A 24,784-nucleotide genomic window follows, 5' to 3' on the forward strand; every position below is an offset into this window, starting at 1 on the left:
CGTCAGGTCCAGGGGCGGACGACCTCGCCGGCCCAGGCCCGCAGCAGTGGCTCGTCGTGGCTGACCGCCAGCACGCCCAGCCCGCGGCCGGCGACCTCGTCGGACACCACCGACACCAGCGCCGCGGTCGTCGAGGCGTCGAGCATCGCGGTCATCTCGTCGCACAGCAGGAAGTCCGGCCGCGGGGCGAGCGCGCGGGCCAGGCAGGCCCGCTGCAGCTGGCCGTCGGACACCTCGTGCGGGCGCCGGAACCGCAGCTCGGCGGTCAGCCCGACCCGCTCGGCCACCTCGTCGACCCGGCGCCCCGCCTCGGCTTCCGGGAGGCCGGCGGCCCGCAGCGGTTCGGCGACGATCCCGTCCAGGCTCAGTCGCGGGTCCGCCGAGGCGCGCGGGGACTGGAACACCACCCCGATCCGGCGGCGCAGCGCCGGCGGGGCGCCGAAGCGGAAGCGGCGCACCTGTTGCCCGGACACGGTGACCGTGCCGGACCACGGGGCGTGCAGCAGCGCCAGCACCCGGGTCAGCGTCGACTTCCCGCACCCCGACGGCCCGGCCAGCCCGAGCACCGATCCCGGCTCGACGGCGAGGTCGACGCCGTCGACGACCGGGTGTCCGCGCCGCCAGCCGGCCGTCACCTCCCTGGCCTGCAGGGTCATCGCCGCACCTCCGGGACGTGGCAGGAGACCGTGCGGGCTCCGTACGGCACCGGCTCGGGGTCGCCGGTGCAGGCGTCGCGGACCGCGCAGCGCGGCGCGAACGGGCAGCCGTCGGGCAGCGCGGAGAGCTCCGGCGGGTGCCCGGGCACCGGGGTGAACCCGGCGTCGGGCAGGGCGCCGAGCAGACCCACGGTGTACGGGTGCCAGGGGTCGCGGAACACCTCGGCGGCCGGGCCCGTCTCGACGAACCGGGAGGCGTACATGACGGCGACGTCGTCGGCGACCTCCCGGGCGGCCCACAGGTCGTGGGTGATCAACAGGACGGCCCGGCCGTCGGCGGCCAACCCGGCGAGCAGGCCGGTGACGTGATCGACCAGCGGCCGGTCCAGGCCCGCGGTCGGCTCGTCCGCGAGCAGGACGGGCGGGTCCCCGGCGAGTGCGGCGGCCAGACCCACCCGCTGCGCGGTCCCGCCGGACAGCTCGTGCGGGTACAGGTCGAGGACGTGCGCGGGCAGCGCGACCCGGTCCACCAGCTCCGCCGCGGTGGCACCGGCGCCGAGCCGGGCCGCGGTCTCGCGCAGCTGCGCGCCGACCGTGCGGGTCGGGGTCAGGTGGGTCGCCGCGGACTGCGGGACGAGGCCGATCAGCCGTCCGCGGACCCGGTCGCGCAGGACCGGTTCCGGGGCGGCGAGCAGCTCGACGCTCCACGGCTCGCGTTCCGCGGAACGCGGCGAGGTCCCGGCAGGGCCGACCGGATCGCGTTCCGCGGAACGTGGGGTCAGCAGCGCCGCGCCGCGGACCGACGCGTTGCCGGGGAGCAGTCCGGTCAACGCCTCGGTGAGCACCGACTTGCCGCAGCCCGACTCGCCGACCAGCGCGGTCAGCCGTCCGGGGCGCAGGTCCAGGTCGGCTCCGGTGACGGCGCGTACGGTCCGGGCGCGCGGGCCGCGTCCGACCCGGAACGCGACGTCGAGGCCCCGGACCGCGAGCACGGGCGGCGTTCCCGGCGCGCCTCCGCCCGGCCCGGGCGACCGGTCGGTCGCGACGCCGTCGCCCGCCGCGCGCACCCAGCTCCGCTCCGCGCGCACCGAGCTCCGCTCCGCGGTCACAGCGCCTGCTCCGACCGCCGTCGCGGCAGCGTGCGGTCCCGCCACCAGGCCGCGATCCCGGCCACGCACAACGTCGTCGCCGCGAGCAGCACGCTCGGGAACACCACGATCCACCAGGCCCCCAGCAGCACCGCCTGTCTCCCCTCGCCGAGGATCGTGCCCAGGCTCGCCAGGTGCGGCGGCAGCCCGAGACCGAGGAAGCTCAGCGCCGTCTCGTGCCACACCGCGTGCGGGAGGATCAGCACCGCCGACAGCACCGCCTGTGGCAGCACCGCCGGCAGCAGGTGCCGGCGCAGCACCCGCCACCGCGTGGCCCCGCCGGAGATCGCCGCGTCGATGAACGGCCGATGCCGCAGCGAGAGGATCTCCGCACGCACCACCCGCGCCACGGTCGTCCAGTGGGTCAGCCCGATCGACGCGATCACCGCGAGCACGCTGCCCCGGTACAGCGCCACGATCACGATCCCGAGCAGCAGGTGCGGGACCGCGTTGACCGCGTCCACCACCCGCATCAGCAGCCGGTCGTACCAGCCCCCGAGCAGCCCGGACAGCGACCCGAACAGGGTGCCGATCACCGTCGAGAGCACCGCGCACGCCGCCGCGACCTGCAGCGAGACCCACAGGCCGGCGAACGAGCGCAGCAGCACGTCGCGGCCCACCGAGTCGGTGCCGAACGGGTGCTCGGCCGAGGGCGGCAGCCGGATCGCGGTGTAGTCGACGGCGCCCTGGTCGAGGCCGCCGAGCCACGGGACGAGCAGCGCCGCCACCACCAGCAGCGCCAGCCCGGACGCTCCGGCGACCAGCCGGGCCCGCCCCGACGACCGACGCCCGCGGGGCGAGCCGGGCCGCGGCCGGCCGGCCGGGCGCCACGGGCCGGGGTCCTGCCGCCGGCGGGGGCGGACGGCGAGATCCTCAGACATCGGCGTCCACCCGCGGGTCCAGCAGCAGCACGGTCAGGTCCGCGACCAGCGAGCCGGCCAGCACCGCGACGGCCGAGAGCAGGGTCAGCGCCGCGAGCAGCGGGAAGTCCACCGCGAGCGCGGCCGTCACCACCGCCGCGGCGATCCCCGGCCAGGAGAACACCGTCTCCACCAGCACCGCCCCGGTCACCAGCTCGGGCAGCCGGTTGCCCAGCACGGTGACGAACGGCAGCAGCGCCGTCGGCAGCGCGTGCCGCAGCACGACGACCGTCTCGGGCAGCCCGCGCGCCCGCGCCCCGGCGACGTGGTCGTCGTCCAGCGCGGCGATCAGCGAGGCGCGCACGTGCAGCACCAGCCACGGTGTCTGGGAGATCCCCAGGACGACCGCCGGGAGCACGAGATGCCTGCTGACCTGATCGAACGTCGGCGCGGCGCCCGCGTCGGTGAGCCCGGCGACCGGCAGCACCGGCCAGGCCACGGCGAACACCGCGATCGCACCGAGCGCCAGCACGAACGGCGGCAGGCCCTCCAGGGTGTGCCCGACCGCGGTGACGGTCCGGTCGAACCAGCCGCCCTGCCGCCAGGCCGCGACCGTCCCGGCCAGCAGGGCCAGCACCAGCGAGACCAGCAACGCGCAGGTGACCAGCAGCAGCGTCCACGGCAGCCGTTCGGCGATCACCGTCGCCACCGGCTGGCGCATCGACAGGCTCTGCCCGAGGTCGCCGGTCACCAGCCCGCCGAGCCAGCGGCCGAGCTGGACCCACACCCCGCCGTCCAGGCCGAGCGCGCGCTCGGCGGCGGCGATGTCGTCGTCGCTCGCGGAGAAGATCCCGACGCCGAAGTACTGGTACACCGGCCGGAACGGCGACGCCGCGGCCAGCAGGAACACCCCGACCGCGACGGCCAGCACCGTCGGCACGCCCAGCAGCACCCGCAGGCCCACCAGCCGGGCGACGGCCCGGCCGCGGCGGCGGTCGCCGGGTGCAGCGACGGTCACTGCTTCGGGGTCCAGTCCTCGAGGTTCCACCACGGACCCCAGGTGACGCCGTGCGTGTGCGGCTCGACGACCTCGACGTAGCCGTCCCAGTCGTCACGCGAGACGTAGCTGTGCCCGAGGAAGGCCAGGAACACCATGCCGGGGTCGTCGACGTAGGCCCGCTGGAACGCCTTGATCTGCTCGGTCCGGCCGGCCTCGTCCGGTGCCCGCAGCGCGGCGTCCAGGGCCGCGTCGACCTCGGGGTTCGCGTACGAGCCCGGGTTGTTGAAGCCGTCCGCGGCGTTCGCCGAGTGCAGCAGCTGCCACGCCTTGAAGCCGGGGTCGAACGGGTCCCCGCCGCCCAGGACGACCGCGTCGGTCCCCATCCGGGGCTCGATCGCCTCCCAGCCGAGCCCCTCGAGCCGGACGTCGATCCCGGCGGCGCGGGCGTCCGAGGCGAACGCCTGCGCGAGGTCGCGACGGACGGTGTCCTGTGCGGAGTACATCAGGGTGAAGCTCGCGGGCCGGCCGTCGCGGGACCGGACGCCGTCCGGCCCCGGGGCCCAGCCGGCGTCGTCGAGGATCCGGCCGGCCTCCGCGGGGTCGAACGCGAACGTCGCCGCCGGCTCGACCTGCTCGGGCAGCACGCCCGGGATGGGGTGGTGAGCCGGCTCGCCCTGGCCGGCCAGCAGCGCGTCGATCATGCCTTCGCGGTTGACGGCGCGGTTGAGCGCGGCGCGGATCGCGGGGTCGGCGGTCACCGGGTTCGCGAACGGCAGCGCGATCGTGCGGTAGTCGGCCGAGGCGTGCTCGCGCAGCGCGAGCCCGCTCTGCTCGGCGACCGGGCGGGCCAGCGCCGGCGGGAGCACGGTGCCGTCGAACTCGCCGGCCGCGGTCCGCTGGGCGCGGGTGTTGTCGTCGGCGGCGAACACGACGGTCACCCGGCTCACGGCGGGCGCGCCGCCCCAGTAGCCGGCGTTCGCCTCCATGATCATCGTGTCGCCGCGGCGCCACTCGGTGAGCCGGTACGGGCCGGTCCCGACCGCCTCGGTGTTCACCGGCAGGTCGGCGACCGGCCCGCCGTCGTCGAGGATCTCCGACGGCAGGATCCCCGAGGTCAGGCGCTCCGGGAACGCGCCGTAGGGGTACTCCAGCTCGAAGCGGACCGCGTCCGGGCCCTCGGCCTCGACCGCGCGCAGCATCGGGACCGAGGACCGGATCGTCGCCGCCCGGTCCGGGTCGAGGATCGCCGAATAGGTGGCGACGACGTCCTCCGGGCCGAACGCGGACCCGTCGTGGAAGGTGACGCCGTCGCGGATCGGGACGGTCCACGTGCGCTGGTCGTCCGACGGCGTCGCCTCGCCGGCGGCCAGCGCGGGCTGCAGGGTCCGGTCGGCGTCGTAGGCGAAGAGGCCGTCGTAGAACTTGCTCGCCCCCTCCGAGCCGTAGCCGAGCAGGGGGTTGAGGTCGTCGGGCTCGTAGCCGTCGGCGAGCGTCATCGCGTCGCCGTCCCCGGCCGGGCCGGCCTCCCCGGGGCCGGGGGTGGGGGCCGCACAGCCGGCGACGAGCAGCGCCGCCAGCAGCGGGACGGCGACGTTCCGCGAGATGGTCACGCAGCGGCACATTATGGGCAACAACTGCTTATTGGCAACGTAACCGGCCAACCGGTCAGGTGGGTGGAACTACGCAGGGTGTGCGAAGCGGGTCCGGCCGGAGCGGCGCGTGCCTACCGTCCGGGCGATGCCCCCGGAACCCGCCCCCACGCGCGTGCAGCGTGCGCCCGCCACCCGCGACCAGGCCGACGCCTACCGGTTCGGGCTGCGCCGGATGGAGGCGGCTCTGGTACGGGCCGACCCGGTGCTGCGGCACGAGCAGATCCGCTCCCAGCGGCGCGCGGTGTTCGCGGGCGTGCTCGCCGGCCTGCTCGCGCTCGGGGTCGCCGCCCTGCTGGCCCGGGTGTCCCCGGCCGCGGACTGGCGCACCCACGCGCTGGTGCAGGGCGAGACCAGCGGGGTGCTCTACGCCGTCGCGACCGACCCGCCGCGGCTCGTCCCGGTGCCGGATCCGGTGGCGGGCCGGCTGGTGCTGGCCGCGCTGGGCCGGTCCGACGGCGCGGGGGCGGTGCCCGCCCGGGTGCCCGACGCCGAGCTGGCCGCCGCGCCCCGTACCCCGCCGGCGGCGGTGCCGGGCGCGGTCGGGGTGGCGCTGGACGGCGCCCCGGTCCCGGCGGCCTGGGCGGTGTGCGACACCGCGGACGACGAGGGTCGTGCGCCCGGCGTGGCGACCGTGCTCGCCGGCTCACTGGCGCCCGGCCCGCACGAGCCGGCGCCGATGCTGCTGCTGACCGGCGAGGGCGGGGCCACCTACCTGGTTCACGACGGCGGCCGGCACCGGCTCGACCCGGCGGACCGCGACGTCCTGGCCGGGCTCGGCCTGCTCGACGCCCCGGTCCGCCGGGTCGGCGAGGGGCTGCTGTCGGCGATCCCCGAGGGGGCTCCGCTGCGGATGCCCGCGCCGGATCCGGTCGACGTGCCGGGTCTCGGGCGCGCGGGGGACGTCGTGGAGTCCCAGCCGCTGGGCGCCCCCGCCGCGTACTACCTGGTCGTCGACGGCGGTCTCGCCCAGGTACCGGTGACCCTCGCCGACGCGGCCGTGTCCCGCACCGGGCAGGGGCAGCCCACCGTGCTCACGCCGCGCCGGGTCCGGGACGCCACGGTGACGTCGGTGCCCGGGGCGGACGCCTGGCCCGAGCGACCCGCGACGCCGGGCGCCGGGGCGGGCCCGGTGCTGTGCCGGACCTGGCGGGAGGGACAGGGCGGGGTCCTGGCCGCCGACCGGTTGCCGGTCGCGCCCGGGTCCGTGCCCGTCGCGCTGGCCGGTGCCGACGGCGGCGGACCGCGGCTGGACGAGGTGGTGCTGCCGTCGTCCGGTCCCGGGCCGCTGCGCGCCGTCGGTGCGGAGTCGGCCACCCCGGGTGCGGACGGGTCCGGCACCCGGTGGCTGCTCGCCGCGTCCGGCGCCGTGTACGGCGTCGCCGACGATCCGACGGCCGCGGCGCTGGGGATCGTCGAGTCCGGGGCCGCGCCGGAGGCGATGGTGCGGCTGCTGCCCCGGGCCGGGGCACTCGACGTCGCGGCGGCCGGTGAGGTCGCCGACATCCCCGGCTGACGTCCCCCACCGGCCCGACCGGCGCCCCACGCGTTCGGGCGGAGGGCGGCCGCAGCCCGGCGCTCGGTGGCCGTCGGTCGACGGGGAGCTCAGCGCGCGGGGCGGCGCCGGAGCCCGGCGAGCAGGGCGGCGGTCGCGCCGGACACCGCGGCGACCGCGCCGGCGCCCGCGACGACGGGCAGGTCCCGGGGCTCGGTGCCGGGTGCGGGCAGCGGGTGCCGGGCCGGGGCCGCGTCCCCGGAACCGGTGCGCGGTCCCGCCGCGATCCCGGCGGCCGGGCGGGCATCCGGCACCGGGGTCAGCAGCAGCGGCTCCGCGGTCAGCGCCGCGACCGGGTCGAGGACACCGGCCCCCACCCGGTCGTCGCGTCCGGACGCCGGGTGCCGGGCGGTCGCGCGCAGCCGGTCGGCGACCTGGCCGGGGGTCAGCATCGGGAACCGCTCTCGCAGCAACGCCGCGGTCCCGGCCACCAGCGGGGCCGCATAGGACGTGCCGCTGACGACCGCACCCTCCGGCCCGGCCGGAGCCGGGAGATCGACCCCCGGTGCGGCCAGGTCCACCCACGGGCCGGGCACCGAGAACGGCGCCGGCCGGCCGGCCGCGTCGGTGGCACCCACCGCGACGACGCCGTCGTAGGACGCCGGCAGCGGCCGCAGCTCCGGCTCCCCGGTGCAGGTGCCCGCCGGATCGACGTTCCCGGCGGCGGCCACCACGAGCACGCCCGCCGCCTCCGCGGCCGCGACGGCGTCGGCGACCGGGCGGCCCAGCTCCTCGACGCGGTCGGCGGGGACGCAGACCACCTCGGACACGTTGATCACTCCCGCCCCGAGGGTGACCGCGCGCGAGATCGCCGCGGCCAGCGTGCGGATCTCCCCGGCGGGACGCTCCGCACCGTCCGGGCCACGGACCGCGAACCGGGCCGACGACTGGCGCAGCGCGACGACCTCGGCGTCGGGAGCCACGCCCGCACCGGTACCGGTCGCCGGGTCCGCCGCACCGGCGAGCAGCAGCGCGACGGCGCTGCCGTGCCCGTCGCAGTCGTCCAGGCCGTCGCCGCCGGTCAGGTAGTCGCCGCCGCCGCGTAGCCGGTCCGCGAGCCGGGGGACCGGGGCCACGCCGGTGTCGACGACCGCGACGAGCTGGCCGCCGCCGGTCGCGAGGTCCGACCGGGGGAGCGCCGCGGGCCCGGCGGCGCCGGGCCCGTCCGGGCCGGGCGGGCTGCAGCCGCCGGTGCGGCGCAGGCCCTCGGCGGGGCCCGGCGGGCCCGGATCGGCCGCCGCCGCGGCCGCCGGTCCGGGCATCGCCGGGCTCATCGCCGCGGCCGGAGGTGCCGCCATCGGGACCGGGCTGCGTGGGGTTCCGGCCGGCCCGGCGAGCGCTGCCGCGGGCGCGGCCACCGCGGACAGCGCGACCGTGGTCAGCCCGGCGACGACCGCGATCCCGGCCCGCGTCCCCGCTGTACCCCGCGAGCAGGTCACAGCCCGCGGACCAGACCGAACAGTCCCATCGCGGCCAGCGCCGCCGGGATCGCGGCCGCGGTCAGGACCAGCTCGAGGACGTCGAGGGCCCGCCGGGCGGGCGGCGACGGCGTCGTCCGGGTGACCGCCGCACCCACCGGCACCGCCAGCGCCAGTCCGGCGGCCAGCGCGATCCGCAGCTCCGGCCCGAACGCCCACCCGGCCGGCACCGCGGCGATCGCGACCGCCAGCACGGCGGCGCCGGCGAGGACCCGGGCCGGCGCCGGCTCGACCAGGGCGCGGGCCCGCAGGAGCAGTACCGCCGCCGTCACGAGCAGGAGCAGCGCACCGGACGGGCCGCCACCCGCCGCGGCGACGGCCGCCGCGCCGGCCGCGAGCACCGCCGTCCCGCCCAGGACCCCGGTGTGCAGCGCCCGGGCCAGGTCGGCCCGTCCGGTCGTCTCCCGGGCCGGCAGCGTGCGCTCCGCGGCGGCGACGCCGTCGGCGTCGGCCGGTACGACCGGTGCGGGCAGTCCGGCCAGCCGCAGCGCCACCCGCGGCAGCAGCGGACCGGCGGCCAGTGCCGGCGCGGCGAGACCCGCGGCGACGGCACCGGGCGGGGCGTCGAGCAGCAGCCGCGCCAGCGCCGCGGCCGCGATCCCGGCGGCGGCCACCGCCGTCGCGAGCAGCATCGGGGACACCCGGCGGGTGAGGGCCTGCCCGGCGGCCGCGGCCAGCCCGGCGCCCGCGGCGGCCAGCAGCACCGTTCCGGTCCCGGCGGGAGCGGGCAGCGCCAGGGCCCCCGCGGTGGCGGCGGCCGGCACCGCGCAGAGCGCGGCACCGGGGCCGACGTCCGGCCCGGCCCGGCGGGCGAGCCACAGCGCGGCCACCGCGCCGAGACCCGCCACCGCGGCCGCCACCCACCGCAGCGGGTCGTCCACGGTGGACAGCAACGCGCAGGCGGCGAGCAGCGTCAGCACCGCCGCGACCGTGCCCGCGCCGCCGGTGCCCGCCGTGCGCTCCCCGGCCTCGCGGACGGCGTGCGCGAGCGACTCGGCGACGTCGTCGCAGACCGGCGGGGCGGGTGCCGGGCGGGACGGGCCGAGCCGGAGCAGCTCGCCGTCGAGCACCCGCAGCTCGTCGAGGGTCCCGTCCGGGGACAGCGGACCGCCGCCCGGCCCGGTGAACCGCCAGGCCTCCGGGAGCCCGCCCGGCGGTGCCCCGCCCACGAGCTCGCGCACCATCGGGACCAGCTCACCGAGTCCGACGTCGGCGGGCAGCGCCACGTCCGCCCGCCCGCGCGGGGTCAGCACGGTGACCCGGACCCACCGCCCGGAGGGCGACGTCGTGGAGGGCGGCAGGGAGGTCACGGCGGCTCCTTCGTCGTTCACGGGTCGGTGTCGCGAAACGGCCCCGGCCGGCCGGGGGCGGCTGGGAGTATCGGCCGGTCCCGGCGCCCGCCGCGGGCGTTCGACGGAACTCGTGGACACGCGGGAGGCGGCCGGTGGCGGGAACGGTCGGGGTGCGACGGCCGCGGAGGTCGGTACCCGAGATGCCCGGCGGCGAGCTCGTCCCCGACCCGCCGCCGGAGCCGGAACGCGCGGTGCCCGGGCAGCTCGCCGCGCGGCTGCTGCCGCTCGGCATGGTGGGCGGGGCGTTGCTGTTCGTGCTGCTCCGGCGGGAGGACGCGAGCAGCTGGCTGTTCGGCGGCATGTTCGCGCTCTCCGCACTCGGGATGCTCGTCGCCGGCGGCGGGCGCGGGCCGGGTGCGCGCACCGCGACGATGGACGAGGACCGCCGGGACTACCTGCGCTACCTCGACGTGCTCGGCGGCCGGGTCCGGGAGATCGCGATCGCACAGCGCCGGGCGCTGGAGGAGGTCCATCCGGACCCGGGCGCCTGGCCGGACGTCCTCGCGGCCGGCCGGCTCTGGGAACGCCGCGCCGGCGACGACGACTTCGGCCGGCTCCGGGCCGGGCTCGGCACCCAGCGGCTCGCCACCCGGTTGACCGCGCCGCAGACCGGCCCGGTCGAGAGCCTCGAGCCGCTGGGCGCGCTCGCGCTGCGCCGCTTCCTGCGCCGGCACGCCGTGGTCGACGACCTCCCGGTGGCGGTGGACGTCCGCGCCGCGGCGACCGTCTGGCTCGAACCCGATCCCGACTCGGACCCGGATCCCGCGCCGGTGCTCGACCTCGCCCGCGCGCTCGTCGCGCAGTACGTGCTCCTGCACGGGTCGGACGACGCGCGGCTCGCCGTCGTCGCGCCCGGTCCGGCCGCCGCGCGCTGGGACTGGGCGAAGTGGCTGCCGCACGCCGCGCACCCGCGGCTGCACGACGCCGTCGGGCCGGTCCGGATGCTGACCGGCGACCCGGACACGGTGCGCCGCTGGTGGGTGGACGAGCCGTCGTCGTCGTACCGGCACCTGCTGGTGGTGCTCGACGGGGCGGCCGACACCCCCGGCGCCTGGGCCGGGCTGCCGGGTGTGACGGTGCTGCGGCTCGGGCCGGCCGGCGGGCGGCGGCCCGCGGCGACGGTGCTGCGGCTGGCCGCAGGGACGGGCCCCGACGGCGTCCGCACCCTGCGTCGCGGCGGGCCGGGCGGGGCGGGCGTCGGCGTGCCGGACGCCGTCACCGTCACCGAGGCCCGCGCGCTCGCCCGGAGACTGGCGCGGTACCGCCCCGAGGGCGCCGCGGAGGCGCCGGAACCCGCCGCCGCCCCGGACTCCGGACCGGTGGGTCTGCCGTCGCTGCTCGGCCTGGACGCGATCTCGCCGGCCGCCCTCACCGCGCTGCGCGAGCGGCGCGGGACGACGGCCCGGTTGCGGGTGCCGCTCGGGACCGACGCCGCCGGGCGTCCGGTCCTGCTGGACCTCAAGGAGTCCGCGCAGGGCGGGGCCGGGCCGCACGGGCTGTGCATCGGCGCGACGGGGTCCGGGAAGTCGGAGCTGCTGAGGACGCTGGTGCTCGGCCTCGTCGCCACGCACCCGGCCGACGAGCTCAACCTGGTCCTCGTCGACTTCAAGGGCGGCGCCACGTTCCTCGGGCTGGCCGGGCTGCCGCACGTCTCGGCGGTGATCACCAACCTGGCCGAGGAGCTGACCCTGGTCGACCGGATGGCCGACGCGCTGGCCGGTGAGATCACCCGCCGGCAGGAGGTGCTGCGGGCGGCCGGGAACCTCGCGAGCCTCGCCGACCACGACGCCGCCCGGCGGGGCGGGGCGCCGCTGGACCCGCTGCCATCGCTGCTGGTCGTGGTGGACGAGTTCTCCGAGCTGCTCGCCCAGCGGCCGGAGATGATCGACCTGATGGTCACGGTCGGCCGGCTCGGCCGGTCGCTGGGCATCCACCTGCTGCTCGCGTCCCAGCGGCTGGAGGAGGGACGGCTGCGCGGGCTGGAGTCGCACCTGTCGTACCGGATCGCGCTGCGGACGTTCTCGGCCGCGGAGTCACGGGCCGTGCTCGGTGTGCCCGACGCCCACCTGCTCCCGCCGGCGCCCGGCTCGGCGTTCCTCGCGGCGGGGACCGACGAGCTCGTGCGGTTCCGGGCGGCGTACGTGTCCGGGCCCGAGGAGCGCCCGGCCACGCGGGGGAGATCCCGGGCCGGTGGCCCGCGGGTCGCGTTGCCCTTCACCGCCGGACCGGTCGCTGCGCCCGCACCGTCCACCGTGCCTGCGCCGTCCACTGTGCCTGCGCCGTCCACCCTGCTCGCCGCGCGGTCGCGTCCCGCCCTGCCGTCCGGCACCGCGACGACCGGGTCGCCTCGGGGGCGGGCGACCGCGGATCGTGCCCTGTCGCGCGGCGCACCCGTCGGCGCCGGCGCCGGCGCGGGGCCGGCGGCCGGTGGTCCGGGCGCCGCCGTCCTGGACCGCGTCGTGGCGGCGCTGTCCGGGCCGGGCCCGCGGGCGCACCGGGTGTGGCTGCCCCCGCTCACCACCCCGCCGCCGCTGCGGGCCGTGCTCGGCGAGCCCGGGCACCGTCCCGGGCGGGGGCTGTCCGTGCCCGGCCCGGTCGGCCGGCTGGCCGCCCCGATCGGCCTGATCGACCGCCCATACCTGCAGCGACGCGATCCGCTGGTGCTGGACCTGTCCGGCGCGGCCGGGCACCTCGCCGTCGTCGGCGGGCCGAGGTCGGGCAAGTCGACCGCGCTGCGGACCGTCGTCACCGCGTGCGCGCTCACCCACACCCCGGACGAGCTGGGCGTGCACGTGCTCGACCTGGGCGGCGGGACGCTCGCGCCGCTGGCCGGGCTGCCGCACGTCGGCACTGTCGCCGACCGGCGTCGCACCGACCTCGTCCGGCGGGTGGTCGCCGAGGTGACCGGGACGGTGGAGCGCCGCGAACGGCTCTTCGCCGAGCACGGGATCGCCGGGGTCGAGGAGTTCCGGGCCCGGCGCGCGGCGGGTGGTCTCCCCGGCGAGCCGTGCACCGACCTGTTCCTGGTCGTCGACGGGTACGGCGCGCTGCGCACCGTGTTCGACGACCTCGAGCCCGCGCTGACCGACCTCGCCGCGCACGGGCTCGCCTACGGCGTGCACCTGGCGGTGTCCGCGGCCCGCTGGTCGGAGATCCGGCCCGCGCTCAAGGACCAGCTCGGCAGCCGGATCGAGCTGCGGCTCGGTGACCCGTCGGACTCCGAGGTGGACCGGCGGCGCGCCGCGGCCGTACCGGCCCGGCCCGGGCACGGGCTCGCCCCGGACGGCGCGGCGGCGGTGCTCGCCGACCCGGCACCGCCCGGCGGGCCCGATCCGGTCGCGGCCGTCGCCGCCGCCGCGCCGGGACCCGGCCTGCCCCAGGTGCGGCTGCTCCCGGAGCTGGTCCCCCTCACCGAGCTGCCCGCGGGGCCCGGCCGGGGCCTGCCGCTCGGGCTCGACGACCACCGGCTCGGCACGGTGGAGCTCGATCCGGCCGAGCCGCACCTGCTCTGCTTCGCCGACGCCGGCGGCGGGAAGACCGCGCTGCTCCGGCTGATCGCGCGGGGCATCGCGGCCCGCTGGTCACCGGAGCAGGCCCGGATCGTGGTGGTCGACCACCGGCGCACGCTGCTGGGCTCCGTCCCGGCCGAGCACCTGCTCGCCCACACCTCCACCCCGTCCGCGACGGCCGGGGCGTGCGCCGACATCGCCGACTCGCTGGGCCGGCGGCTGCCGGGGCCGGACGTCACCCCGCGGCAGCTGCGCGAGCGGTCCTGGTGGAGCGGACCGGACGTCTGGCTGCTCGTCGACGACTACGACCTCGTCGTCCCCGCCGCGGGGGCGGCCTCGCCGCACCCGCTCCTGCCGCTGGCCGAGTTCCTGCCACAGGCCCGCGACGTCGGGCTGCACGTCGTGCTGGCCCGGCGCTCCGGCGGGGCGGGCCGGGCGCTGTTCGACCCGGTGCTGGGGCGGCTGCGCGAGCTCGGGGCGCCCGGCCTGGTCGGATCCGGCAGCCCCGACGAGGGACCGCTGCTGGAGAAGGTGCGCCCCGGGCCGATGCCACCCGGCCGGGCCGTGCTGGTCGACCGGGGTTCCGGTGCGCGGCGGGTGCAGATCGCCTGGACCGAACCCGAGTGACCGGGTTCGCGGTCGCGGTGCACGCCACGCCGTCGCGGGTGCTGCTCGCCGCGGCCGACGGCGGCGGGGTGCGGCTGCTCGCCGCCGCGCCGCCCGGCACCCCGCCCGGGGAGGCCGTGGCCGCGTTCTTCGGGGACTCGCCGCCGGACGTCGTCGTCCGGGTGGGTGGGACGGCCGGCGGGAGCTTCCCGGGTGGTCCGCGGGTCGAGAGCGTCCCGGTCGCCGTCGCGGTGCTCGCCACCGGACCGGCGCCCGCGGCCGGGCCGGTGCTGCTGGTGGACGACGACGGCGTCGTGGTCCTCCACGGCGCAGCGGTCGTCCACGGCGCAGCGGTCGTCGGAGGTGCAGGCGCCGTCCGTCCGGCGGTGCACGCCGGGAACGGGCCGGAGATCGGCGTGCTCGTCGCGGCGGCCGTCCGGGCCGGAGCGGCCGAGATCGTCCTGGCGGGGGAGCGCGCGGAGGACGACCCCGCCCTGCTCGCGGGCGTGGCCGCGGCGGCGTCGTGTCCGGTGCGGCTCGCGGGGCCGGCCGGAACCGGCGACCCGGCCGCCGTCGAGGGCGCGGGTCCCGCCTCGGCCGCGGTGCTGGGTGCGGCGTTGCTGGGGGTGGGGCTGCTGGGGACGGGGCCGGGCCCGGCGGCGGACCGGTGGCCGGATGCGGGGGTGTCGCGCGTCCGCGAGGCCCGCGGTCCGGACACGGCGCACGGTCCGCACGACCCCGGCGGTTCCCGCGCACCCGTGCCGGGGGCCGGGACGGATGCGGCGCCGGACCCCGACGAGCCCGCGGGGACGGCCCGGGTCGTGCTCCCCGCCGTCGCGGTGCTCGGGGTCGTCCTGCTCGTCACCGGTCTGCTGATCGGCCGCACCGGTGCGGCGCCCGGGCCGCCGCCCGCCACGGGATCGATCGTCCAGTACGGGTACGCGGCCGAGCTGCCCGGCGGCTGGGAGCACACCGGCGGCGACCCGGCCCGGCGCCGGACCCTGCTCACCCCGGCCGGGCGGCCCGACGGCGTCGAGCTGATCGTCGTCGAACGCAGTCCGCTCGGCTACGACGCGGGCCGCGAGCCCGAGCGGGCCCGTCGTGAGCTGGCCGGACTGCTCGCGGGGCGGGCGGGAGTGACGGGTCCCGGGCCGCGCACCGTCGCCGGTCGCCCCGTGCTCGGGTACACCGAGCACGGGGCCGACGGGACCGTCGTCGACTGGCACGTCCTGTTCGAGGGGACCGACCAGCTCGTCGCCGGCTGCCGGCACCCCGGCGGCGACCACACGGGCGACGCCGCGTGCGCCCGGGTCGTCGGCTCGTTGCGCCGGGCCCCCTGAGCCCCGCCACCGGCGGGCGCCTCGGCGCTGTCCGTTCACCGTGCGGGCCGCTGGGCCCCGGAACCCGGCGCCGAGGAGCACACCGGGGCTGCCCGCGGCTCCGCCGACGACGCCGAGGTACCCCTCGGCGGCGTCGCTGCGGCCGCACCGAGAGGGTGCGGGTGCGGGGCCTGGGCGTCGCACCTCGCAGGAGGCTCCCGGGCCTCGCAGGTGCTGCGGACCCTGCGAGGCCGGCAGATGGTCTGCGAGGTCGTGCCCGGGGCCGGTCGGGGCCCCGGGGGTTCCCGGGTGCGAACGGTGGGGGCCGATCGGCCGTGGCGGGGGCGGTGCGGCTGCCACGGTGCCCGCGCCGGGGACGACGGGTCCGCCGGGGGCCCGGGCGGCGCGACCGCCCCGGGCGGACATCGGAGGAGGAGCGGCACATGACCGACGGGTTCGGTACGACGACCGAGGAGATGGCCCGGGCCGCGGGGCACGTGGCGACGGTGAACAGCTCGGTGACCGCCGAGCTGGCGAACCTCCGCGGCAAGCTGGCGCCGCTGGCGGGCGCCTGGACCGGCCAGGCATCCGTGCAGTTCACCCGGCTGATGGAGCGCTGGGACGCCGAGGCCCGCACGCTCAACGAGTCGCTGGCCACGATCGGCCACGCACTCGAGGGCTCCGGCACCGGCTACGCCCAGCGCGAGCAGGACCAGGCCGGTGCCATGTCGGCGATCACGTCGGCGCTCGGCTGAGCGGGGGAGGGACCACCGTGAGCAGTTCCGAGATCAAGGTCACGTTCGGCGCGCTGACCGCGGCCCGGAGCGACGTCGTGGCCACTGCCGGACGGATCCGCACCGAGCTCGACGACCTGCGGCGCTACCTCGCCCCGATGGTCTCGACCTGGAGCGGGCAGGCGGCCGCGGACTACCAGGCCGTCCAGCAGCGGTGGGACACCTCCGCCGCGAACCTGCACGAGGTGCTGACCCGGATCGGCGCGGCGCTCGGGCAGGCGCACGACGGGTACCTTCGGACCGAGCAGGCGAACGCCCGCCGCTGGCAGGCCTGACAGGGTCCCGACGGCGCCGTGGCGGCGAGTATTCTTGACTCTCGTTGTGCAGCGGTGGAGACCCGCGGGCGCCGTGACGTCGGCGAGACCGGCGGTCGAGCGTCCCTCCGGCGTCCACCTGCGGCACGCTGAGGAACCAGTGACACCAGAGTGGACCGGGAAACACGCGGGATCGCCGCAGGGACCGTCCACCGCAGCCGAGAACGACGACGAGGTAGATCCGTGCCCACGTACAGCCCGAAGCCCGGCGACATCACCCGCGCCTGGCACGTGATCGACGCCGACGACGTGCGCCTCGGTCGGCTCGCCACGCACGCCGCCACCCTGCTGCGCGGCAAGCACAAGCCGACCTACGCGCCGCACGTCGACAACGGCGACTTCGTGGTGATCGTGAACGCCGAGAAGATCTCGCTGTCCGGCAACAAGCGGACCGACAAGTTCGTCTACCGGCACTCCGGCTTCCCGGGCGGTCTCCGCCAGCGTTCGGTCGGCGAGATGATCGACAGCCAGCCGGACCGCCTCGTCGAGAAGGCGATCAAGGGCATGCTGCCGAAGAACAAGCTCGGCCGCGCGATGGCCAAGAAGCTGAAGGTCTACGCCGGCCCGTCGCACCCGCACGGTGCGCAGCAGCCGCAGCCGTTCGAGATCACCCAGGTCAGCCAGTGACCACCCCGAGCAACGAAGAGGGACAGCCCGTGACCAGCCCCGAGAACGGACCCGACGAGGTCGTCGACGCGGTCGAGACCGACGGTGCGGCCGCCGAGGCGACCGAGACCGAGCTGACCGAGACCGTCGGTGAGGCCGTCGCCGACGTCGACTACTCCATCGGCGAGTCGACCGAGTTCGACGCCGACACCTTCGCCGCCGAGGCACCCGTGCTGGGCGACCGTCCGGTGCAGACCGTCGGCCGCCGCAAGGAGGCCGTCGTCCGGGTGCGCCTGCTGCCCGGCACCGGCCAGTTCACGCTGAACGGCAAGCCGCTCGAGACCTACTTCCCGAACAAGCTGCACCAGCAGATCGTGAAGGAGCCGCTCGTCCTCGTCGAGAAGACCGAGCGCTTCGACGTCTTCGCCAACCTCAAGGGCGGCGGCACCGCCGGTCAGGCCGGCGCGCTGCGCCTGGCCATCGCCCGCGCGCTGGTCGAGCTGGACTCCGAGGACCGCCCGCCGCTGAAGAAGGCCGGCTGGCTCACCCGGGACGCCCGCGCCGTCGAGCGCAAGAAGTACGGCCTCAAGAAGGCCCGCAAGGCGCCCCAGTACTCCAAGCGCTGATCGCGCAGACGGATGCCTCGTCTTTTCGGGACGGACGGCGTCCGCGGCTTGGCCAACGGCGAACTCCTCACACCGGAGTTCGCCGTTGGTGTCTGTGCCGCGGCCGCCCGCACCCTGTCGAACGGGTCCGGCAGCCGGCCGCTCGCGGTCGTCGGCCGGGACCCCCGGGCCAGCGGTGAGATGCTCGAGGCGGCCGTCGTCGCCGGACTGACGTCCGCCGGCGCGGACGCCATCCGGGTCGGCGTGCTGCCCACCCCGGGCGTCGCACACCTGGTCGCCGAGACCGGCGCCGACCTCGGCGTGATGATCTCCGCCTCGCACAACCCGATGCCGGACAACGGGATCAAGCTGTTCGCCGCCGGCGGTCACAAGCTGCCCGACGACGTCGAGGACGAGATCGAGCGCGCGCTCGCCTCGCCGGTGACCGACCGCCCGGTCGGGGACGCGATCGGACGCGTGTGGGACGCCCCGGACGCCACCGGCGTCTACGTCGCGCACCTGCTGTCCGCCGCGCCCGGCGCGCTGAACGGGCTGCGCGTGGTCGTCGACTGCGCGCACGGCGCCGCGTCGCTCGCCGCGCCGGAGGCCTTCCGGCAGGCCGGCGCGGAGGTGATCCCGCTGCACGCCGAGCCCGACGGGCTCAACATCAACGACGGCGTCGGCTCCACCCACCTCGGGCCGCTGCGCTCCGCCGTCGTCGAGCAGGGCGCGGACCTCGGCATCGCCCACGACGGCGACGCCGACCGCTGCCTGGCCGTGGACGCCGCCGGGAACGTCGTGGACGGCGACCGGATCATGGCCGTGCTCGCGCTCGCGATGCGCGACGCCGGCGAGCTCGCCCACGACACCCTGGTCGCCACGGTCATGAGCAACCTCGGGCTGCACCTGGCCATGCGCGAGGCCGGCATCACGCTGGACTGCACGAAGGTCGGTGACCGGTACGTGCTCGAGCGGCTGCGCGAGGGCGGGTTCTCCCTCGGCGGCGAGCAGTCCGGGCACGTGGTGCTGCCCGGGCACGCCACCACCGGCGACGGCCTGCTCACCGCGCTGCGGCTGATGTCCCGGATGGCCGAGACCGGCTCCCCGCTGGCGGAGCTGGCCGGGATCGTGACCACGCTGCCGCAGGTGCTGCACAACGTGCGGGTCGCCGACAAGGACACCGTCGCCTCCTCCGCCGAGGTCGCCGAGGCCGTGGGCAAGGCCGAGGCCGAGCTGGGCGAGACCGGGCGGGTGCTGCTGCGCCCGTCGGGCACCGAGCAGCTCGTGCGGGTGATGGTCGAGGCCCCCACCGAGGACGAGGCCGACGCCGTCGCGCGCCGGCTGGCCGAGGTCGTCGCCTCGGCGAGCTGAATCCTCCCGTCGCGGGGCCGTCACCAGCCGGTGGCGGCCCCGTCGTCGTTCGCGATCGCGCACGGCGCCGCGGGAACGGCGGCGGGCCCGCTCCGTCCGGCGCAGGCTGCCCGGATGCGACCGGACGTGCGGCGGGATCCCGACGAGCTCGACCGCGCTGCCGCCCGGCTCCGGGCCCTCGCCGCGGACCTGCACGAGGCGGCGGTGCCCTCATCGACCGGGCACCACGGCACGCTCGCCGGCCGGATCGTCCACGAGCTCGCCGCGCTGGCCGACACCGCGACCCGGTCCGCCGCTGTCGCCCGCCGGGCGGACCGCTCCGCCGCCGACGGCTTCCGCGGGTTGCTGCCGTGACCGGTGCCGAGGATCAGGCCGCGGCGCTGCGCCGGCTGGTGGCCCGCCTCGACGACACCGCCGCGCTACTGGCCGGGCTCCGGCATGCGCTCTCCGGGACCTGGGACGACGCCGCGGGTCGCGAGTGGCTCGGCCGGCTCGACCTGGTCCGACGGGAGGCGCACCGGCTGGCCGACGACGCCGCCGGCGCCGCCGCCGGATGGGAAGAACGGCACGCGCGGGACGCCTCGTCCGCCGTGCGGGTGCGGCACGGCACCGGCGACCTGACCGGGCCCGGAGCCGGGGGCACCGCGGCGCCGGAGGACCGGAACAGCCCCGGGTCGAGCAGTTGGCCAGGCCTGCGGTTACCGGGGACCCACGGTGCCCGGACGACGGACCGGCGGGGGATGGTCGCGCCCCTGCTCTCCCAGGACCCCGACGCGGTCCCTCCGCACTGATCGAGGATCCGGCGCGGTTCCGGCTACCGGTGGCCGCTCCCGCGCCGAATTCCCGGACACCGACCGACCAGGGGGCAGCCAGGTCGGCGGGTGGTCGGGACGCGCACCGTTCGTGGCGTCAGCTCCCGGCGCCGAGCAGACCGGCGCGGGCCGGGGTCTGCTCCGCCGCGTCGTCGTCCGGGTCGGGGAGCTCGACCAGGGGCGCACCGGGCACGTCGCCCGAGGTGAGTGCGGACACCCGCTTCTCGCCGGTCAGCTGCTCCATCAGGAACGCGGTGACCAGCGCCCGTGCGATCTTGCGGGTGCGGTGCTGCGGCAGGGTCTGGAACAGGTAGCTCGACCAGTGCCGGCCCTCGCAGAAGCCCAGGTGGCCGGCCTTCTCGATACTGCGCAGGGTGACCTCGGCGCCGGCCGCCCGCCCGGCGGCGGTGATCGGCTCGGCGTTCCCGGCGGCCGGCGCCATCGCGTCGATCGCCGCGGCGAGGTGCAGGGCGGGCGCGGAGACCCGGCCGGCGGCCTCGATCGCCGACGGCTTGATCTCGGCCGGTGCCAGCGTGACCAGCGCGCCGAGCCGTTCGCGGGACGCCGCGGCCAGGATCGCCGCACCGCCGCCGGTGCCGTGCCCGATCAGCGCGGTCCGCCGGGCGTCCACACTGATCCGCCCGTCGCCGAGCCGGACGCCGACGCAGACGTCCAGCGCGGTGTTCAGGTCGGAGGCGAACCGGGACATGCTCGGGACCGGCCCGCGCTGGGTGTCCGGCGCGGCGGCCACGATGCCCCAGGTCGCGAGGTGGCGCAGCAGCTCGTGGTAGCGCCGCGCCGGCTGCAGCCACGCGTGCCCGAGCACGACCGCGGGCACCTGGTGGCCCTCGGCCGGGGTGTAGACGATGCCGGGCAGCCCGATCAGGCCGAGGTCGCCGTACCGGACCGGATGCGGGCCGGAGCGGGACAGCACACCGAGGGCGTCCTTGGCCCCCTTCATCGACGGGGGACGGGTCACGCCGGTCTTGGCCACGGACGGCACCGTACCGGTGCTGGTCAGCCGGTGCCCGCCGCGCGCGTACGCCCGGCGTGGCGCCCGTCGCACCCGGTGGCGGAGGGCCCCGATCGGCGCGCCGATACCCTCGGCGGCATGTGTGGCATCGTCGGTTACGTCGGTCATCGGGGCGCGCTCGAGGTCGTTCTCGGTGGTCTGCGCCGCCTGGAGTACCGCGGCTACGACTCCGCCGGTGTCGCCCTGCCGATCGACGGCGAGCTGCTGATCGAGCGCCGCGCCGGGGCGCTGGCGAACCTCGAGGCGCGGCTCGACGAGGTCGGCCGGGACGGCTTCACCGGGACGTCCGGCATCGGGCACACGCGCTGGGCCACGCACGGCCCGCCGACCGACCGCAACGCCCACCCGCACCGCAGCAGCGACGGCCGGGTCGCGGTCGTGCACAACGGGATCATCGAGAACTTCCTGGAGTTGCGCGCCGAGCTGGAGGCCCGCGGGATCTGGGCCGAGTCCGACACCGACACCGAGACCGCCGCGCACCTGGTGGCGCTGGCACACGCCGGGGAGCTGGCCGGGGCCGAGGACGCGGCCGGTGACCTGACCGCCGCCGTCCGGGCCGTCGCGCGCCGGCTGGAGGGCGCCTTCACCCTCGTCGTGACGCACGCCGACGACCCGGACCGGATCGTCGCCGCCCGCCGGAACTCCCCGCTGGTGCTCGGCCTCGGCGAGGGCGAGACGTTCCTCGCCTCCGACGTCGCGGCCTTCATCGAGTTCACCCGCTCGGCCGTCGAGCTGGGCCAGGACCAGGTCGTCACGATCACCAGGGAGGGCTACGAGGTCACCGACTTCGCCGGCGACCCGGTCGGGGTCAGCCCGTTCCGGGTCACCTGGGACCTGGCCGCCGCCGAGAAGGGCGGCCACGACTACTTCATGCTCAAGGAGATCGAGGAGCAGCCCTCCGCGATCGCCGACACGCTGCGCGGGCACCTGGTCGACGGCCGGATCGTCCTCGACGAGCAGCGGCTGACCGACCAGGACCTGCGCGACGTCGACAAGGTCTTCGTCATCGCCTGCGGCACCGCCTACCACTCCGGGATGCTCGCCAAGTACGCGATCGAGCACTGGACCCGGCTGCCGGTGGAGATCGAGCTCGCCTCCGAGTTCCGCTACCGCGACCCGGTGCTGGACCGCTCCACGCTGGTCGTCGCGATCTCCCAGTCCGGCGAGACCGCGGACACCCTGGAGGCGCTGCGGCACGCGAAGGACCAGAAGGCGCGCGTGCTCGCGATCTGCAACACCAACGGGGCGCAGATCCCGCGCGAGTCCGACGCGGTGATCTACACCCACGCCGGGCCGGAGATCGGCGTCGCGGCGACCAAGACCTTCACCGCCCAGATCGCGGCCAACTACCTGGTCGGCCTGGCTCTGGCGCAGGCCCGCGGCACCAAGTACCCGGACGAGGTCGTCCGCGAGTTCGAGCAGCTGGAGGCCACCCCGAAGGCCGTCGCCGAGGTGCTGGAGTCGCTGGGCGAGGCCCGCGCGCTGGGCCAGGAGCTGGCGCCGTCGAAGGCGGTGCTGTTCCTCGGCCGGCACGTCGGGTACCCGGTGGCCCTCGAAGGCGCGCTCAAGCTCAAGGAGCTCGCCTACATGCACGCCGAGGCGTTCGCCGCCGGCGAGCTCAAGCACGGCCCGATCGCGCTGATCGAGGACGGGCTGCCGGTGGTCGTCGTGATGCCCTCGCCGAAGGGCCGCGCGGTGCTGCACTCGAAGCTGCTGTCCAACATCCAGGAGATCAAGGCCCGTGGTGCCCGGACCGTGGTGATCGCCGAGACCGGCGACGAGACCGTCCGGCCGTTCGCCGACCATCTCTTCGAGCTGCCCGCGGTGCCGACGCTGCTGCAGCCGCTGGTGGCGACGATCCCGCTGCAGGTCATCGCGGCCGAGATCGCGAGGGCCCGGGGCTATGACGTCGACAAGCCCCGCAACCTGGCGAAGTCCGTCACCGTCGAATAGCCGGACCCGGCCGCGCCCGCCGCGCCCGCCGCGCCCGCCGCGCCCGCCGAGATCTCGCCCCGCCGCCGAGATGCAGTCCTCGGTCGCGTGGAGATCGACACCGAGCCCTGGGCTGCATCTCGGCGCGGGAACCGGGCGGCGGCGCTAGCCTCGGCGGCCATGCGTGGGGTCTGGACGGCGGAGCAGGTGCGGGCGGCCGAGGCCGCGCTGATGCGGACCGTCGCGGACGGCGTGCTGATGCGCCGGGCCGCGGCCGGGCTCGCGCTGCACGTGCGCGAGTTCCTCGGCGAGACCTACGGACGCCGGGTCGTGCTGCTCGTCGGGGCCGGGGACAACGGCGGGGACGCCCTGTTCGCCGGGGCCGAGCTGCGCCGGCGCGGGGCGCAGGTCACCGCGGTGCTGCTGGCTCCGGATCGCGCACACCCGGCGGGGCTGGCGGCGCTGCGGCGCGTCCGCGGGCGGGTCCTGCGGTTCGGGGGTGGCCCGGCAGGCGGCTCGGCCGGCAACGCCGCCGGCGGCGATGCTGCCGGTGGCGGACGCGACGGTGGAGGTCCGTCCGGCGGGGACCCGGACCGCGGCGGCCTGGACCGCAGCGGCCTGGACCGCAGCGGTCCGGACCGCGGTGGTTCGGTCGAGGGCGGCTCGGTCGGCGACGGTGCGCCCGTTGGGGGCCGGCCGGGGCCGGGCGACGCAACCGGCCGCGACGGCGGCCCTGGCGGGCTCGACCGGGCATGCGCGCTCGTCGTGGCGGCGGACGTCGTCGTGGACGGGATCGTCGGGATCTCCGGCCGCGGCGCGCTGCGCGACCCGGCGCCGGCGCTGGTGGCGGCCGCGGACGCCGCGGGCGTCCCGATCGTCGCCTGCGACCTGCCGTCCGGGGTGGACACCGACACCGGCGCGACCGACGGGCCGCACGTCCGGGCCGCGTTCACCGTCACCTTCGGCGCCCGCAAGCCGGCGCACGCGCTCGCCGCCCCGCTGTGCGGGCCGGTCCGGCTGGTCGACATCGGACTCGATCCGTACCTGGGCGAACCGCACGCGTACCTGCTGACCGAGGCCGACGCCGGAGCCCGCTGGCCGGTCCCCGGCCCGGACGACGACAAGTACACCCAGGGCGTCGTCGGGATCGCCGCCGGCTCGGCCACCTACCCGGGTGCCGCGGTGCTCGCCGCCGGCGCCGCCGCGCTCGCCACCTCCGGGATGGTCCGGTTCGCCGGGTCGGCCGCCGACGAGGTCCGCCGGCACTGGCCGGAGATCGTCGCCACCGGGGACATCACCGACGCCGGCCGTACCCAGGCCTGGGCGGTCGGGCCGGGCATCGGGACCGGCGACCACGGTCGCGGCGTGCTGGAGGCGGTGCTCGACCGGGAGGTGCCGCTGTGCGTCGACGCCGACGCGATCACCCTGCTCGCGAGGCACCGGGACCTGCGGGAGCGGATCGCGGGCGGGCCGGTGGTGCTGACCCCGCACGCCGGGGAGTTCGCCCGGCTGGCCGGCGACGTCGGCACCGACCGGATCGCGGCCGCCCGCCGGGCCGCCGCCGAGCTCGGGGTGACCGTGCTGCTCAAGGGGAACGCGACCGTCGTCGCCGCGCCGGACGGCCGCGCCCTGGTCGACCCGGCCGCCGACTCCTGGGCCGCGACGGCGGGCTCCGGGGACGTGCTGACCGGGATGATCGGTGCGCTGCTCGCGGCCGGGCTGGACCCCTGGTGGGCGGCCGGGTGCGCGACGCTGGTGCACGGCCGGGCCGCGACGGCCGCCGCCCGCGAGCACGGTCTGCCGCCGGTGCCCGCGCCCGCCTCGGCGATGCAGGCGGCGATCCCGTCCGCGATCCGGGGCGTCCGCGCCGCCGCAGCGGTATGACCCCGCCCGACGCACCCGCCCGACCGCCCTCGGGCCGTCCGTGCCGGACGAGAACCGTCGAGATACGGCTCAGCGGGCCGTAGAGATCGACAATTCCCGCTGAGGCGTATCTCGCCGGCGGTCGACCCGGCGGGCGATCGGACCTGCCCCGGCGGGCCGGTCCGTGACGTGACCAGGGGCGGTGATCATCGCCGCGTCGCGGCCGGGTGTGAGCGCGGGCCTGGGGCCGAGCCGTTCCGGGATGCGATGATCGGAGGCGTGCTGCCTGCGACCGAACGCGCGCCCGGGTGCGGCGTCCAGC

At 77.6% G+C, this 24,784-nt stretch carries 20 protein-coding genes; 12 read left to right on the forward strand and 8 right to left on the reverse strand.

Going from position 1 to position 24,784, the window contains the following annotated elements; translation table 11 throughout:
- Positions 1–2: 2 nt before the first annotated feature.
- The 5 genes from WIS52_RS08905 to WIS52_RS08925 are packed head-to-tail and all read right to left on the reverse strand — an operon-like array spanning position 3 to position 5,274.
- Positions 3–656 (reverse strand): ABC transporter ATP-binding protein, encoded by a 654-nt coding sequence (locus WIS52_RS08905; protein ID WP_349297651.1) that lies wholly within the window; start codon positions 654–656, stop codon positions 3–5.
- Positions 653–1,765: an ABC transporter ATP-binding protein gene (locus WIS52_RS08910; protein WP_349297652.1), complete on the reverse strand. Its 1,113-nt coding sequence runs from the start codon at positions 1,763–1,765 to the stop codon at positions 653–655. Before WIS52_RS08910 ends, WIS52_RS08905 begins: the two co-directional genes overlap by 4 nt.
- Positions 1,762–2,685: an ABC transporter permease gene (locus WIS52_RS08915; protein ID WP_349297653.1), complete on the reverse strand. Its 924-nt coding sequence runs from the start codon at positions 2,683–2,685 to the stop codon at positions 1,762–1,764. The genes WIS52_RS08910 and WIS52_RS08915 overlap by 4 nt, the downstream gene beginning before the upstream one ends.
- Positions 2,678–3,682, reverse strand: a complete 1,005-nt coding sequence (locus WIS52_RS08920; RefSeq protein ID WP_349297654.1) for an ABC transporter permease — start codon at positions 3,680–3,682, stop codon at positions 2,678–2,680. The genes WIS52_RS08915 and WIS52_RS08920 overlap by 8 nt, the downstream gene beginning before the upstream one ends.
- A complete protein-coding gene (locus tag WIS52_RS08925) occupies positions 3,679–5,274 on the reverse strand; it encodes an ABC transporter substrate-binding protein (RefSeq protein ID WP_349297655.1) in 1,596 nt (531 codons plus the stop codon). The genes WIS52_RS08920 and WIS52_RS08925 overlap by 4 nt, the downstream gene beginning before the upstream one ends.
- Before the next feature lie 127 nt (positions 5,275–5,401).
- Here WIS52_RS08925 and eccB point away from each other — a divergent pair, with 127 nt between their 5' ends.
- Positions 5,402–6,829 carry a type VII secretion protein EccB gene (eccB, locus tag WIS52_RS08930; protein ID WP_349297656.1) on the forward strand — a complete coding sequence of 476 codons (1,428 nt, stop codon included), beginning with the start codon at positions 5,402–5,404 and terminating at the stop codon, positions 6,827–6,829.
- Positions 6,830–6,918: 89 nt separating this feature from the next.
- On the opposite strand, the gene mycP is transcribed toward eccB, so the two are convergent.
- Positions 6,919–8,307, reverse strand: coding sequence for a type VII secretion-associated serine protease mycosin (mycP, locus tag WIS52_RS08935; RefSeq protein ID WP_349297657.1), 1,389 nt, complete (start codon positions 8,305–8,307; stop codon positions 6,919–6,921).
- Positions 8,304–9,656, reverse strand: coding sequence for a type VII secretion integral membrane protein EccD (gene eccD, locus WIS52_RS08940; RefSeq protein ID WP_349297658.1), 1,353 nt, complete (start codon positions 9,654–9,656; stop codon positions 8,304–8,306). Before eccD ends, mycP begins: the two co-directional genes overlap by 4 nt.
- Positions 9,657–9,838: 182 nt before the next feature.
- On the opposite strand from eccD, the gene eccCa reads away from it, so the two are divergent.
- The 9 genes from eccCa (at position 9,839) to WIS52_RS08985 (ending at position 19,613) form a co-directional block, all read left to right on the forward strand.
- Positions 9,839–13,834 (forward strand): type VII secretion protein EccCa, encoded by a 3,996-nt coding sequence (gene eccCa / locus WIS52_RS08945; protein WP_349297659.1) that lies wholly within the window; start codon positions 9,839–9,841, stop codon positions 13,832–13,834.
- The gene (locus WIS52_RS08950) at positions 13,831–15,153 is read left to right on the forward strand and encodes a type VII secretion-associated protein (protein WP_349297660.1); all 1,323 of its coding nucleotides are present in this window, start codon (positions 13,831–13,833) and stop codon (positions 15,151–15,153) included. Before eccCa ends, WIS52_RS08950 begins: the two co-directional genes overlap by 4 nt.
- Before the next feature lie 422 nt (positions 15,154–15,575).
- Complete coding sequence (locus tag WIS52_RS08955) at positions 15,576–15,887, forward strand: WXG100 family type VII secretion target (protein WP_349297661.1); 312 nt, start codon at positions 15,576–15,578, stop codon at positions 15,885–15,887.
- A gap of 17 nt (positions 15,888–15,904) precedes the next feature.
- Positions 15,905–16,201, forward strand: a complete 297-nt coding sequence (locus WIS52_RS08960) for a WXG100 family type VII secretion target (RefSeq protein ID WP_349297662.1) — start codon at positions 15,905–15,907, stop codon at positions 16,199–16,201.
- Positions 16,202–16,423: 222 nt separating this feature from the next.
- Complete coding sequence (gene rplM, locus WIS52_RS08965; RefSeq protein WP_349297663.1) at positions 16,424–16,867, forward strand: 50S ribosomal protein L13; 444 nt, start codon at positions 16,424–16,426, stop codon at positions 16,865–16,867.
- 29 nt (positions 16,868–16,896) lie between these two features.
- The gene (gene rpsI / locus WIS52_RS08970; protein WP_349297664.1) at positions 16,897–17,472 is read left to right on the forward strand and encodes a 30S ribosomal protein S9; all 576 of its coding nucleotides are present in this window, start codon (positions 16,897–16,899) and stop codon (positions 17,470–17,472) included.
- 12 nt (positions 17,473–17,484) lie between these two features.
- Positions 17,485–18,822, forward strand: coding sequence for a phosphoglucosamine mutase (gene glmM / locus WIS52_RS08975; RefSeq protein WP_349297665.1), 1,338 nt, complete (start codon positions 17,485–17,487; stop codon positions 18,820–18,822).
- Positions 18,823–18,936: 114 nt separating this feature from the next.
- Positions 18,937–19,176 carry a hypothetical protein gene (locus WIS52_RS08980; RefSeq protein ID WP_349297666.1) on the forward strand — a complete coding sequence of 80 codons (240 nt, stop codon included), beginning with the start codon at positions 18,937–18,939 and terminating at the stop codon, positions 19,174–19,176.
- Positions 19,173–19,613 (forward strand): hypothetical protein, encoded by a 441-nt coding sequence (locus WIS52_RS08985; RefSeq protein WP_349297667.1) that lies wholly within the window; start codon positions 19,173–19,175, stop codon positions 19,611–19,613. Before WIS52_RS08980 ends, WIS52_RS08985 begins: the two co-directional genes overlap by 4 nt.
- A gap of 118 nt (positions 19,614–19,731) precedes the next feature.
- On the opposite strand, the gene WIS52_RS08990 is transcribed toward WIS52_RS08985, so the two are convergent.
- The gene (locus WIS52_RS08990) at positions 19,732–20,628 is read right to left on the reverse strand and encodes a dienelactone hydrolase family protein (protein WP_349297668.1); all 897 of its coding nucleotides are present in this window, start codon (positions 20,626–20,628) and stop codon (positions 19,732–19,734) included.
- A 117-nt stretch (positions 20,629–20,745) separates the two neighbouring features.
- Here WIS52_RS08990 and glmS point away from each other — a divergent pair, with 117 nt between their 5' ends.
- A complete protein-coding gene (gene glmS, locus WIS52_RS08995; protein ID WP_349297669.1) occupies positions 20,746–22,620 on the forward strand; it encodes a glutamine--fructose-6-phosphate transaminase (isomerizing) in 1,875 nt (624 codons plus the stop codon).
- A gap of 210 nt (positions 22,621–22,830) precedes the next feature.
- On the forward strand, positions 22,831–24,483 hold the full coding sequence (locus tag WIS52_RS09000; RefSeq protein ID WP_432422471.1) for an NAD(P)H-hydrate dehydratase: 1,653 nt from the start codon (positions 22,831–22,833) through the stop codon (positions 24,481–24,483).
- Positions 24,484–24,784 lie beyond the last annotated feature (301 nt).

Source organism: Pseudonocardia nematodicida (genome assembly GCF_040105385.1).
In the GTDB taxonomy this organism is placed as follows: domain Bacteria; phylum Actinomycetota; class Actinomycetes; order Mycobacteriales; family Pseudonocardiaceae; genus Pseudonocardia; species Pseudonocardia nematodicida.